The sequence below is a fragment of the Erwinia sp. 2186 genome (genome assembly GCF_057812255.1).
The window spans coordinates 3,018,785-3,031,229 of record NZ_CM173824.1 but is presented as its reverse complement, the minus strand read 5'-3'; the positions used below and the strand labels follow the sequence as shown (position 1 = coordinate 3,031,229).

Annotated in this window: 11 protein-coding genes; 10 read left to right on the top strand and 1 reads right to left on the bottom strand. The window is 56.2% G+C overall.

The features are described 5' to 3' along the window. The first annotated feature begins 9 nt into the window (after positions 1–9). The 10 genes from ACXKZG_RS13980 (at position 10) to ACXKZG_RS13935 (ending at position 8,844) form a co-directional block, all read left to right on the top strand. Entirely contained in the window at positions 10–804 is a 795-nt protein-coding gene (locus ACXKZG_RS13980; RefSeq protein WP_206403110.1) for a metal-dependent hydrolase, read from the top strand. A 290-nt stretch (positions 805–1,094) separates the two neighbouring features. Continuing rightward, positions 1,095–2,528 (top strand): PTS glucose transporter subunit IIBC, encoded by a 1,434-nt coding sequence (ptsG, locus tag ACXKZG_RS13975; RefSeq protein WP_134823889.1) that lies wholly within the window; start codon positions 1,095–1,097, stop codon positions 2,526–2,528. Positions 2,529–2,698: 170 nt separating this feature from the next. Then, positions 2,699–3,049 carry a purine nucleoside phosphoramidase gene (gene hinT, locus ACXKZG_RS13970; protein WP_013201688.1) on the top strand — a complete coding sequence of 117 codons (351 nt, stop codon included), beginning with the start codon at positions 2,699–2,701 and terminating at the stop codon, positions 3,047–3,049. A 25-nt stretch (positions 3,050–3,074) separates the two neighbouring features. Continuing rightward, on the top strand, positions 3,075–3,443 hold the full coding sequence (locus ACXKZG_RS13965; RefSeq protein ID WP_013201689.1) for a YcfL family putative periplasmic lipoprotein: 369 nt from the start codon (positions 3,075–3,077) through the stop codon (positions 3,441–3,443). 10 nt (positions 3,444–3,453) lie between these two features. Next, the gene (gene lpoB / locus ACXKZG_RS13960; protein WP_013201690.1) at positions 3,454–4,050 is read left to right on the top strand and encodes a penicillin-binding protein activator LpoB; all 597 of its coding nucleotides are present in this window, start codon (positions 3,454–3,456) and stop codon (positions 4,048–4,050) included. Beyond that, positions 4,010–4,879 (top strand): thiamine kinase, encoded by an 870-nt coding sequence (thiK, locus tag ACXKZG_RS13955; RefSeq protein WP_346594872.1) that lies wholly within the window; start codon positions 4,010–4,012, stop codon positions 4,877–4,879. The genes lpoB and thiK overlap by 41 nt, the downstream gene beginning before the upstream one ends. A gap of 22 nt (positions 4,880–4,901) precedes the next feature. Further along, positions 4,902–5,912: a beta-N-acetylhexosaminidase gene (nagZ, locus tag ACXKZG_RS13950; RefSeq protein ID WP_181151355.1), complete on the top strand. Its 1,011-nt coding sequence runs from the start codon at positions 4,902–4,904 to the stop codon at positions 5,910–5,912. 24 nt (positions 5,913–5,936) lie between these two features. Continuing rightward, positions 5,937–6,479 carry an alpha/beta hydrolase YcfP gene (gene ycfP, locus ACXKZG_RS13945; RefSeq protein WP_013201693.1) on the top strand — a complete coding sequence of 181 codons (543 nt, stop codon included), beginning with the start codon at positions 5,937–5,939 and terminating at the stop codon, positions 6,477–6,479. Positions 6,480–6,700: 221 nt separating this feature from the next. Further along, the gene (locus ACXKZG_RS13940) at positions 6,701–8,005 is read left to right on the top strand and encodes an NAD(P)/FAD-dependent oxidoreductase (protein ID WP_013201694.1); all 1,305 of its coding nucleotides are present in this window, start codon (positions 6,701–6,703) and stop codon (positions 8,003–8,005) included. Positions 8,006–8,304: 299 nt separating this feature from the next. Continuing rightward, positions 8,305–8,844 carry a glycine zipper 2TM domain-containing protein gene (locus ACXKZG_RS13935; RefSeq protein ID WP_013201695.1) on the top strand — a complete coding sequence of 180 codons (540 nt, stop codon included), beginning with the start codon at positions 8,305–8,307 and terminating at the stop codon, positions 8,842–8,844. 116 nt (positions 8,845–8,960) lie between these two features. Here the strand turns inward: ACXKZG_RS13935 and mfd are convergent, their stop codons facing one another. Next, positions 8,961–12,404 (bottom strand): transcription-repair coupling factor, encoded by a 3,444-nt coding sequence (mfd, locus tag ACXKZG_RS13930; RefSeq protein ID WP_105759244.1) that lies wholly within the window; start codon positions 12,402–12,404, stop codon positions 8,961–8,963. Between the last annotated feature and the right edge of the window lie 41 nt (positions 12,405–12,445).

Genomic DNA, 12,445 nt, shown 5'->3' with positions numbered 1-12,445 from the left:
AGAAGAATTATGTTTTTAGTTGATTCGCACTGCCATCTCGATGGACTGGATTATGACACCTTGCACAACGATGTCAGCGACGTGCTGGCGAAAGCCGCCGCGCGCGATGTGAAATTTATGCTGGCAGTTGCCACCACGCTGCCGGGTTATAAAGCGATGGTTGAGCTGATTGGCGATCGCCCGAACGTCGCCTACTCCTGCGGCGTTCATCCGCTGAATCAGGAACAGCCCTATGACTTTGCCGAACTGCGCCAGCTGGCTGCAGACCAGCGGGTGGTCGCCATGGGTGAAACGGGTCTCGATTACTTTTATCAGAAAGAGACTAAGGAGCAGCAGCAGGCATCTTTCCGCGAGCATATCCGCATCGGACGCGATCTGAACAAACCGGTGATCGTCCATACGCGTGACGCGCGTGAAGACACGCTGGCGATCCTGAAAGAAGAGAAGGTGGAAGGCTGTGGCGGCGTGCTGCACTGCTTTACCGAAGATCGGGAAACGGCCGGCAAACTGTTGGATATGGGTTTCTATATCTCCTTCTCGGGCATCGCCACCTTCCGCAATGCGGAGAGCATCCGCGAAGCGGCACGCTACGTGCCACTCGATCGTATGCTGGTCGAGACGGATTCACCGTACCTGGCGCCGGTGCCGTTCCGCGGCAAAGAGAATCAGCCCGCTTACACGCGTGATGTTGCCGAATATATGGCGGTGGTCAAAGGCGTCAGCATTGAGCAAATGGCTGAAGCCACCACAAAGAACTTTTCCGATCTGTTCCACGTGCCGCTCTCCCGGTTAACCGACGCATAACGACGGCGTTCACGGCAGCCGGCAGCGGCTGTTGATGCAATTCCGCATCGCTCTGTTGGGTGATGCGGTTTTTTATTGTGCAAAACCTGGCATTTTCTGGCCATTTGAACTAGACGATGTGCAAAGCTTCGATGAAACGTGATGCTCATCAAACTAAATTTTAGCGATTTATTTTACTCTTCGTAATAAATACCGAGAACGCTAAGACGTTCCGAAAATAGCGGGGATCTCCCCTCCGTTATCACGCGTAACGCGCGTAAAACAGCAATCATACTCAGGAGCTTCACACTATGTTTAAAAATGCCTTTGCCAACCTGCAAAAGGTCGGCAAATCGCTGATGCTGCCGGTGTCGGTTTTGCCGATAGCCGGTATTCTGCTGGGCGTTGGTTCTGCCAACTTCAGCTGGTTGCCTGCCGTGGTTTCTCACGTCATGGCGGAAGCCGGTGGTTCAGTCTTCGCCAATATGCCGTTAATCTTCGCGATTGGCGTGGCGCTGGGCTTCACCAACAATGACGGCGTTTCGGCACTGGCCGCCGTCGTTGCCTATGGCATCATGGTGAAAACCATGGCGGTGGTCGCGCCGCTGGTGCTGCATTTACCGCCGGCGGAAATCGAAGCCAAACATCTGGCGGATACCGGCGTACTCGGTGGCATCATTGCCGGTTCGATTGCGGCATACATGTTTAACCGCTTCTACCGTATCAAGTTGCCGGAATATCTGGGCTTCTTTGCCGGTAAACGCTTTGTGCCGATTATCTCTGGCTTCACGGCGATCTTCCTCGGTGTGGCGCTCTCCTTTGTCTGGCCACCGATTGGTACGGCGATTCAGGACTTCTCACAGTGGGCGGCTTACCAGAACCCGGTTGTTGCCTTCGGCCTGTATGGTCTGATTGAGCGTACGCTGGTGCCGTTTGGCCTGCACCATATCTGGAACGTTCCTTTCCAGATGCAAATTGGTGAGTTTACCAATGCGGCGGGTCAGGTATTCCACGGTGATATCCCACGCTATATGGCGGGTGACCCAACGGCAGGCAAACTTTCCGGCGGCTTCCTGTTTAAAATGTACGGTTTGCCAGCGGCGGCTATCGCTATCTGGCATTCAGCGAAACCAGAGAACCGCGCCAAAGTGGGCGGCATCATGATCTCCGCTGCGCTGACCTCGTTCCTGACCGGCATCACCGAACCGATTGAGTTCTCGTTCATGTTTGTGGCACCGGTGCTGTACGCCATCCACATTCTGCTGGCCGGACTGGCGTTCCCAATCTGTATCCTGTTAGGAATGCGTGATGGCACCAGCTTCTCGCACGGCCTGATCGACTTTGTGGTGCTCAGTGGTAACAGCAGCAAAATCTGGCTGTTCCCGGTAGTAGGCGTCATTTATGGCCTGATTTATTACACCGTATTCCGCTTTGTGATCACCAAATTCAACCTGAAAACGCCAGGTCGTGAAGAGACCACTGCGGAGCAAACGGTGGGTAACGCCAGTGAGATGGCCGGTAATCTGGTCGCAGCCTTTGGCGGCAAAGAGAACATCACCAATCTGGACGCCTGTATCACCCGCCTGCGTGTCAGCGTGGCGGACGTGACCAAAGTCGACCAGCCCGGCCTGAAAAAATTAGGCGCGGCGGGCGTGGTGATTGCCGGGTCCGGTGTTCAGGCCATTTTTGGCACTAAATCCGATAACCTGAAAACCGATATGGATGATTATATCCGTAACAGTTAAGGGTTTATTCCGTGACGAAAGGGGAGCTGAGGCTCCCCTTTTTCATGCCCGTACAAGCCGAATGCTGACATGCCAGGCGATTAGCGTAAGAAATGTCACGGGAAGGTTGAAAGAAAACGGCTAACTCACTCATACTGCCTGAACTCTACTTTTCGTTAAGGAAGTGACTGATGGCTGAAGAAACGATTTTCAGTAAAATTATCCGCCGTGAAATCCCGGCTGACATCGTCTATCAGGATGAGCTGGTGACCGCCTTCCGTGATATCTCGCCAAAAGCGCCCACCCATATTCTGATCATTCCCAATATTGTGATCCCTACCGCCAACGATGCGGTGCCAGGCCATGAAGCGGCGCTGGGCAGGATGATCACCGTTGCGGCTAAAATTGCCAAAGATCAGGGCATTGCCGAAGATGGCTACCGCCTGATCATGAACTGCAATAAACACGGCGGGCAGGAGGTTTATCATATCCACTTCCATCTCGTCGGTGGTCGTCCTTTAGGCCCAATGCTGGCTAACTAGCCCTCTGATACGGACACACCTCACTATGCGGGCGATTGCCACAGGCATAACGTTACTGGCGCTGCTCAGCGGATGCAGCAGCCCTCCCACCACCATCAATACCTCGCAGTCGTTGGTGATGGAGTCATCGGTCCTTTCAGCCGGGATCACCACCGATCAGCCGGTGATGTCCGAAAATGAAGGGCAGCAGCGGGCCTCCTCGGTGCTTTATAACCAGCAGGTGAAGCCGGTGACCGTTCACTACCGTTTCTACTGGTATGATGACAAAGGTCTGGAAATCACCCCGTTTGAAGCGCCGCGCACCACCACCGTGGCCGCCAATGGCAATATTGAAATATCATCGCAAACCGGTAACCTGACGGCGAGCAAAGTCAGGCTCTATTTGTATCTTTAGGAGTTATTGCGTGGAAAGGAAGTTAATCAAACTCTCGGGTGTCGTGTTACTGGCGCTGATCCTGGCAGGCTGTGTGAATGAACAGCAGCAACCGCAGAAGCCTGCGCCGGTCGAGCCGGTGCAGCCGACTCAGCCAGTCCAACCGCCTGTTGAGCCACCGCCAGCGGAAACCGTACCACAGCCGCCGAAGTTCCAGTCCATTAACTGGGATGCCAGCGTCTCGCCATTGATTGCGCAGATGCTGAAAGCCGATGGCGTCACCGCCGGCAGCGTTCTGCTGGTGGATGGGGTGAAAAACAGCACCAACGGCAGCCTGCAAATCTCTAAAGCCACCGCTGCGCTGCACACGGCACTGGATAATAATACCCAGTTCACGCTGGTCACGCCGCAGCAGCTAGCGACCGCCAAGCAGACGCTGGGCCTGTCGGCAGAAGACAGCCTGGGCTCACGCAGTAAAGCCGTGGGTCTGGCGCGTATTGTTGGCGCGCAGTATGTGTTGTACAGCAACGTGCAGGGCGATGTGAAAACGCCTTCGCTGCAAATGCAGCTGATGCTGGTGCAGACAGGTGAAATCATCTGGTCAGGCAACGGTGTCGTCCAGCATTGATCCGGCGCTTGGCAGGCTGATCACCCAACAGTTTCCGGCGGCGCAATCCGCCGGTTCTTTTTTTCCGCTGACCGGACTCACCGGCCAGACCGGAAAAGTCGTGGTGGGCGACCTGACCTTGCTGGCTCGCCATCAGCGAAAAGCCGAGCCTGTTCCCGGCGTCGATCGCCGTCGCGAGTACCATATTCTGCGCAAACTCTCAGGCAGTGGTCTTGCGCCAGCGGTGCAGGGTTTTAACGCAGAGTGGTTGCTGCTGGGCTGGCAGCCGGGCGAAGCGCTGGATCGGCAGGGGTTTATTCAGCACCTTGAGGCCGTTGCCTTAAAGGTGGCCACCTTGCACGCGCAGCCACTGAGCGGCTACCGGCTTTCTCTGCTGTCGCTGTTACAGCAATACTGGCAGTTAAGTTGCCCGACGCGTCGCCATCATGGCTGGCTGCGGGCGCTTAAAAAGTGTCAACAGCAGGGCGAGCCCAGGCCGCTGCGGCTGGCGTTACTGCATATGGATATCCATGGCGGCAACGTCATCCGTCATCGGGACAGCTTGCAGCTTATCGACTGGGAATACGCCAGCGATGGCGATGTGGCGCTGGAGCTGGCGGCGATAGTGGCGGGCAACGGCCTCAACCAGCAACAACAACAGCAGCTGACGGCTCGCTATGCAGCGCAACAGAATATTGACCAGCAGGCGCTGACGCAGCAGATGCAGCGCTGGCAGCCGTGGCTGAGGCTGCTAATGGCCAGCTGGTATGAGCTGCGCTGGCAGCAGACTCAACAACCGATGTTTTACACGCTGGCAGCAGAAGCCTGGCAGCGGGTGTTTTCAGATTAAGAGGTGAAGTGTGGGACCGGTAATGTTAGACGTGCTCGGCTACGAGCTGGATGCAGAAGAGCGTGAGATTTTACAGCACCCGCTGGTCGGCGGGTTGATCCTGTTTAGCCGTAATTATCACGATCCTGCGCAGCTGGCCGAACTGGTCAGGCAAATTCGCGCGGCATCGCGCAACCGGCTGGTGGTTGCCGTCGATCAGGAAGGCGGACGCGTTCAGCGCTTTCGTGAGGGCTTTACCCGCCTGCCCGCCATGCAGTCTTTCTGCGCGCTGAACGACGAAGCGAAAGCCGCCGAGCTGGCCCAGCAGGCTGGCTGGTTGATGGCCTCAGAAATGATCGCCATGGATATCGACATCAGCTTTGCGCCGGTGCTGGATATCGGCCACGGCAGCGCGGCCATTGGTGAGCGCAGCTTCCATGAAGATCCGGCCATCGCTTTACGCATGGCGCGTCAGTTTATCCGCGGGATGCACGACGCGGGTATGAAAACCACCGGCAAACATTTCCCCGGCCATGGTGCGGTCAGTGCCGATTCGCACAAAGAGACGCCGCGTGATGACCGCAGCGAGCAGGAAATTCGCCAGCACGACATGCAGATTTTCAAACAGCTGATTGAAGAGCAGGCATTGGATGCGATCATGCCGGCGCATGTTATCTATACTCAGATCGATCCCCGTCCGGCAAGCGGATCGTCCCACTGGTTACAGACCGTGCTTCGCGGCGAGTTAGGGTATGACGGCGTGATTTTCTCGGACGATCTGTCGATGGAAGGTGCGGCGATTATGGGCAGCTACGCAGAGCGTGGCCAGGCATCGCTGGATGCCGGCTGCGATATGATCCTGGTCTGCAATAACCGTCAAGGTGCGGTCAGCGTGTTGGATAATCTGTCGCCGATCAACGCCGAACGCGTCAGCCGGTTGTATCATCGGGGAACATTTACCCGCCAGCAGCTGCTGGATTCGCCTCGCTGGAAAGAAGCGAACAAGGCCCTGACCGCGCTGCAATCGCGCTGGCTGGAGCAAAAAGGCAGCTGACGGCAATTCTCAACGAGGATGGCGATGATCATTTATCTGCACGGTTTTGATTCAACCAGTCCGGGGAACCATGAAAAGGTTCTCCAGCTGCAGTTTATTGACCCCGATGTGCGCTTGCTGAGCTACAGCACGCTGCATCCCAAGCATGATATGCAGTATCTGCTGAATGAGACCGATAAACTGCTGCGCAGCACTGACGATGAAAGGCCGTTGATTTGCGGCGTGGGCTTAGGTGGCTTTTGGGCCGAGCGCATTGGTTTTCTCAGCGATATCCGCCAGGTCATCTTCAATCCGAACCTCTGGCCTGAAGAGAACATGGTGGGGAAAATCAATCGCCCGGAAGAGTACGTCGATCTGGCTACGAAATGCGTCAGCAATTTCCGCGAGAAGAACCGTGACCGCTGCCTGGCCATTCTCTCACGCAACGATGACGCGCTGGACAGCCAGCGTTCGGCAGAGGCGTTGCAAAGCACCTATGAGATTATCTGGGACGACGTGCAGGGCCATAAATTCAAAAATATCGCGCAACATCTGCAACGCATCAAAGCCTTTAAAACCCTCGGTTAACGCTTAAGGGCGCGGTCATCCGGCTGCGTCCTGCCCCTTATTTCTTCGTACTATTCTGAGATCGTTGGTAAAAATTGACCTGCATCAATTTTAAGAGATCTCTGCTTCATCCCCGTGCTATTCTGCCAGCAGATAGCGAATTAAACTCGCCAACCCTATGTTTACTAAGGATATTAATTTAACCTTTAGTTAACGATCGGTTCACAATTTAAGGGGGTCAATTGACTACACCACTGAAGAAAATTGTCATTATTGGCGGAGGGGCAGGTGGACTTGAACTTGCTACTCAGCTGGGTCACAAGTTGGGGCGTAAGAAAAAGGCTGAAATCACTCTGGTCGATCGTAACACCAGCCACCTGTGGAAACCGCTGCTGCATGAAGTGGCCACCGGATCGCTGGATGAAGGGATTGATGGACTGAGCTACCTGGCGCATGCCCGCAATCACGGTTTCCAGTTCCAGCTGGGCACGCTGACCGATATCGACCGCGAAGGCAAACGCCTCCAGCTGTCTGAGATCCGCGATGCGCAGGGTGAGCTGTTGGTCCCTGAACGTGAACTGGCCTATGACACCCTGGTGATGGCGCTGGGCAGTACCTCAAACGACTTTGGTACGCCGGGCGTAAAAGACCACTGCATTTTCCTTGATAACCCGCACCAGGCGCGTCGTTTCCACAATGAAATGCTCAACCTGTTCCTGAAATTCTCTTCCAGCGAAGGGCCGCAGGACACAGTGAACATCGCCATTGTTGGCGCAGGCGCAACCGGCGTTGAGCTGTCGGCCGAGCTGCATAATGCGGTCAAACAGCTGCACAGCTACGGTTACAAAGGGCTGGATAACAGCGCGCTGAACGTCACGCTGGTGGAAGCCGGTGAGCGTATTCTGCCAGCGCTGCCGCCACGTATCTCCACCGCGGCGCATCAGGAACTGACCAAGCTGGGCGTGCGGGTATTAACGCAGACCATGGTCACCAGCGCCGATAAAAAAGGGCTGAACACCAAATCGGGCGAGTTTATCGATGCCGATCTGATGGTGTGGGCAGCGGGGATCAAAGCGCCTGACTTTATGAAAGAGATTGGCGGTTTGGAAACTAACCGCATCAATCAGCTGGTGGTGAAGCCTACGCTGCAAACCACGCTGGATGACAGCATCTTCGCCATTGGTGACTGTGCATCCTGTGCACTGCCTTCCGGCGGATTTGTGCCGCCGCGCGCGCAGTCTGCTCACCAGATGGCTTCGCTTGTGCTGGGTAACATCCTGGCGCAGATTAAAGGCCAGAGCCTGAAATCCTATGTCTATAAGGATCACGGTTCGCTGGTGTCGCTCTCTCGCTTCAGTACGGTGGGAAGCCTGATGGGTAACCTGATGCGCGGTTCGATGATGGTGGAAGGGCGCATTGCGCGTTTCGTTTACATTTCGCTGTACCGTATGCACCAGGTGGCGCTGCATGGCTACTTCAAAACCGGCCTGATGATGCTGGTTGGCAGCATTAACCGGGTGATCCGTCCGCGCCTGAAAATGCATTGATCGCAATTTAGTCGTTGTAGTACCACAGTATTTGCAAGCATCAAGGCTTATAGTGACACGTTTACTATAAGCCTTTCTTCTTTTACCGCCCCGCAAAGCCGTCGATCGGAACACTCTTAAAAGCTTTCTCTTATGGTAACTGGACGTGATTTCGTCCGGTATTCTTATTGTCACAATTGGTCCTGATGCGCAAAATTACCCCAACACCACATGGCGCGTCGCGCACGCCAGGTAATGGTCTCTGCCACGGAATGGGCTGCAGGCTAAATTGCGCGGTAACAATTTCAGGAGAACGTCCTGTGAATAAATCAATGTTGGCAGGTATCGGAATTGGTGTGGCAGCGGCCCTGGGCGTCGCTGCTGTTGCAGGCATGAACGTTTTTGATCGCAGCCCGCAGTATGCGCAGGTGCTTTCCGCAACACCAATCAAAGAAACGACCAAAAACCCACGTCAGGAATGCCGTAACGTGACGCTGACACACCGTCGCGCCGTGCAGGATGAGCACCGTATTGCCGGTTCAGTACTGGGCGCGGTAGCGGGTGGCGTGTTGGGCCATCAGTTTGGCGGCGGTCGCGGTCGCGACGTGGCAACCGTTGCCGGTGCAGTGGCGGGTGGCTACGGTGGTAATCAGGTGCAGGGCGCACTGCAGGATCGGGATACCTACACCACCACCGAGCAGCGCTGCAAAACCGTTTACGACAAGCAGGAAAAAATGATGGGTTATGACGTTACCTATAAAATCGGTAACGACCAGGGCAAAATCCGTATGGATAACGACCCAGGCACCCGTATCCCGCTGGACAGTAACGGTCAGCTGGTGCTGAACGACAAAGCGTAAAATCCGGCAGTTGACGCCACGCGCGTAGCTGCCTGATAAGATGCTTACCGTTGTGGGCATCTCGCGGATAGAAAAAAAGCGGCTGATTAGCCGCTTTTTTTATTGCTGAGTCAGGCTCACGCGGCGTTCGCCAGTACCTGAGCCATAAAGTCACCGACCCATTTCATCCTTAACTTGCGGTCAGCCAGGTCGCGGATAAACTTGATTTTGGTCGGGCCATCAAGCCGCCAGTGCTGCGGTTCCTTCTGCAACAACCCAATCAGCCAGCCTGGATTAGCCAGATTCTTCTCGGCGAACTCAATAAAGCCGCCTTTGTCGCTGGCTTCCACCCGACGAATGCCGATCTTCTTCGCCATTAGGCGCAACGAAGCAGTATCCAGCAGATTACGTGCGGCATCCGGCAACAGGCCAAAGCGGTCGATCAGTTCGACTTTCAGATCCTGCAACTCGCCTTCTTCCTGCGCGCTGGCGATGCGTTTGTAGAACGACAGACGGGTGTTCACATCCGGAATGTACTCATCTGGCAACAGGGAAGGCATCCGCAGCTCAATGTCAGTCTGACTGTTGGTCAGATCTTCCAGCGACGGTTCGCGGCCTTCTTTCAGCGCCTCAACGGCATTTTCCAGCAGCTCCATATATAGCGAGAAGCCAATGGTTTCCATCTGTCCGCTTTGTCCTTCACCCAACAGCTCACCCGCGCCACGAATTTCCAGATCGTGGGTCGCCAGCGCAAACCCGGCGCCCAAATCTTCCAGAGAGGCGAGTGCTTCCAGACGCTTATGCGCATCGGACGTCATCGCTTTCGGATGCGGCGTCATCAGCCAGGCATACGCCTGGTGGTGTGAACGTCCCACGCGGCCGCGCAACTGGTGTAACTGTGCCAGACCGAAATGGTCCGCGCGCTCGATGATGATGGTGTTGGCGGTCGGAATATCGATACCGGTTTCGATGATGGTGGTACACACCAGCACGTTGAAGCGCTGATGGTGGAAATCATTCATCACCCGTTCCAGCTCGCGCTCACGCATCTGACCGTGGCCGATGGCCACACGGGCCTCCGGAACCAGTTCAGACAGGCGATTAGCCGCTTTCTCGATGTTTTCGACGTCGTTGTACAGATAGTAAACCTGGCCACCACGCAGCACTTCACGCAGGATAGCTTCACGCACCACCAGATCGTCGAACTCACGCACGAAGGTTTTTACCGCCAAGCGACGTGCCGGTGGCGTGGCAATAATTGACAGATCGCGCATGCCGCTCATCGCCATATTCAGCGTGCGCGGGATCGGCGTGGCGGTCAGCGTCAGGATATCCACGTCGGCGCGCATCGCTTTAATGCGTTCCTTATGACGCACGCCGAAGCGGTGCTCTTCATCGACGATCAGCAGCCCCAAATCGCGCCACTTGATCTCATTGGCCAGCAGTTTATGCGTGCCAATCAGAATATCGATTTTGCCTTCTCTGGCCTGCTCAAGGATCGCCGTTTGTTCTTTGGCGGTTCGGAAGCGGGAAAGCATCTCAATGCGTACCGGCCAGTTGGCAAAACGGTCGCGGAAGTTATCGTAATGCTGCTGAGCAAGCAGGGTGGTCGGCACCAGCACCGCAACCTGCTTGTGGTTTTCCACCGCCAGGAAGGCGGCTCGCATCGCCACTTCGGTTTTACCGAAGCCGACGTCGCCGCACACCAGACGATCCATCGCCAGCGGCTGGCACATATCACTGAGGACGGCATTGATTGCCTGCGCCTGGTCTGGGGTGGTTTCGAACGGGAAACTCTCGCAGAACAGCTGATATTGCTCACGATCGTGCTTAAAGGCAAAACCGCTCTTGGCTTCACGCTGGGCGTAAATATCCAGCAGCTCCGCGGCCACATCACGCACTTTCTCGGCGGCTTTCTGCCGCGCCCGTGACCAGGCATCGCTGCCGAGCTTATGCAGCGGCGCGTTCTCATCCGCACCGCCGGCATAGCGGCTGATCAAGTGCAGCGACGACACCGGCACATACAGCTTGGCGTCACCGGCGTAGGTCAGCATCAGGTACTCGGCGGTGATACCACCGGTTTCCAGCGTGGTCAGCCCGATATAGCGACCCACGCCATGCTCGAGGTGCACCACCGGCTGCCCGGAGCGCAGTTCAGCGAGGTTACGGATTAATACATCAGGGTTAATGGTGCGGCGGCTGTCCTGACGACGACGGCTGACGCGTTCGCCCAGCAGATCGCCTTCGCAGATAAACGCCCGCTGGCGCAAACCGTCGACGAAGCCTTTTTCGCTGGCACCAATCATCAGATAGTGACCGGCCGCTTCGGCTTCGGCAAAGGTATGCACGCCCTGAGGCAAAATTTTGATCCGCGCCAGCAACTCTTGCAGCGCTTCACGGCGGCCTTCACTCTCAACCGAGAAGATTACCGGGCCGCTGAATGCTTCCAGGAAGCGACGCAAGGTATCCAGCGGCACTTTGGCCTGCGCCTGCACCGCCAGATCCGGCAGCGGGTGATACTGCAAGTTGGTATTAGCGGCTTTCTTCGGCAGCTCTTCGCTTTTCAACTGCACGCGCGGCCAGTTTTTCAGCTCGCTAAACAGCTCATCGGTGCGCAGCCAGAGCTTTTCTGGCGGCAACAGCGGGCGCATAGGATCCACGCGGCGGCTTTCAAAGCGGGAGGTGACATCCAGCAGGAAACGGTCGGCGCTGACTTCCAGATCGCCGGTATTCACCAGCAGGGTGTTTTCCGGCAGATAGCTGAACAGCGCCGGCAACGGCTGATCGAAGAACAGCGGCTGCCAGTACTCGATGCCGGTCGGCAGCGTGCCTTTGCTCACCTGCTGATAGATGTGTTCGGACTCGCGGCGCACCTCGAAATGTTCGCGCCACTGGGTGCGGAACAGCTCAATCGCCGCTTTGTCGGTCGGGAATTCATGCGCCGGCAGCAGGTTAACCGCCGGAACCTCTTCCAGCGTGCGCTGGCTGTCGACGTCGAACAAGCGCAGGCTGTCGATCTCGTCATCAAAGAAATCGATGCGGTAGGGCTGGTCGCTGCCCATCGGATAGAGATCCAGCAGCGCGCCACGGGTGGCGTATTCGCCATGTTCCATCACCTGATCGACGTGACGGTAACCGGCCTGTTCAAGCTGGCTGCGCAAGGTATCGCGCGACAGCCGCTGGCCTTTCTTCATCACCAGCGCGTGCCCGTGCAGGAAGCTGTGCGGACAAACCCGCTGCAACAGCGTATTCACCGGCAGGATCAGCACACCGCGTTCCATCATCGGCAACTGGTAGAGCGTGGAAAGGCGTGAGGAAATAATGTCCTGATGCGGTGAGAAACTGTCAAAAGGCAGCGTTTCCCAGTCGGCCAGGCTCATCACCGGCTCGTCGGTAAACTGTTTGATCTCATCATACAGGCGGAGGGCATTTTGCATGTCGGGGGCGATTAACATCACCGGGCCAGGATGGCGTTCGATGATCTCAGCGCATTCCACCGCACAGGCGGCACCGGTCAGTTGACCTAACTGGCGTTGGTCACCTGCTTTTACGGGCAGGGTGTAACGAATGTGTTCAGGCATAATCAGTCAGACGGTCTCTTCGCAAAATGGAGAGCAGGGAA

What these genes read in the sequence shown, in the direction of transcription:
- ACXKZG_RS13980 (WP_206403110.1), top strand. Translation starts at nt 10, where the DNA reads ATGTTTTTAGTTGATTCGCACTGCCATCTCGATGGACTGGATTATGAC.
- ACXKZG_RS13965 (WP_013201689.1), top strand. Translation starts at nt 3,075, where the DNA reads ATGCGGGCGATTGCCACAGGCATAACGTTACTGGCGCTGCTCAGCGGA.
- ptsG (WP_134823889.1), top strand. Translation starts at nt 1,095, where the DNA reads ATGTTTAAAAATGCCTTTGCCAACCTGCAAAAGGTCGGCAAATCGCTG.
- hinT (WP_013201688.1), top strand. Translation starts at nt 2,699, where the DNA reads ATGGCTGAAGAAACGATTTTCAGTAAAATTATCCGCCGTGAAATCCCG.
- ycfP (WP_013201693.1), top strand. Translation starts at nt 5,937, where the DNA reads ATGATCATTTATCTGCACGGTTTTGATTCAACCAGTCCGGGGAACCAT.
- mfd (WP_105759244.1), bottom strand. Translation starts at nt 12,404, where the DNA reads ATGCCTGAACACATTCGTTACACCCTGCCCGTAAAAGCAGGTGACCAA.
- nagZ (WP_181151355.1), top strand. Translation starts at nt 4,902, where the DNA reads ATGTTAGACGTGCTCGGCTACGAGCTGGATGCAGAAGAGCGTGAGATT.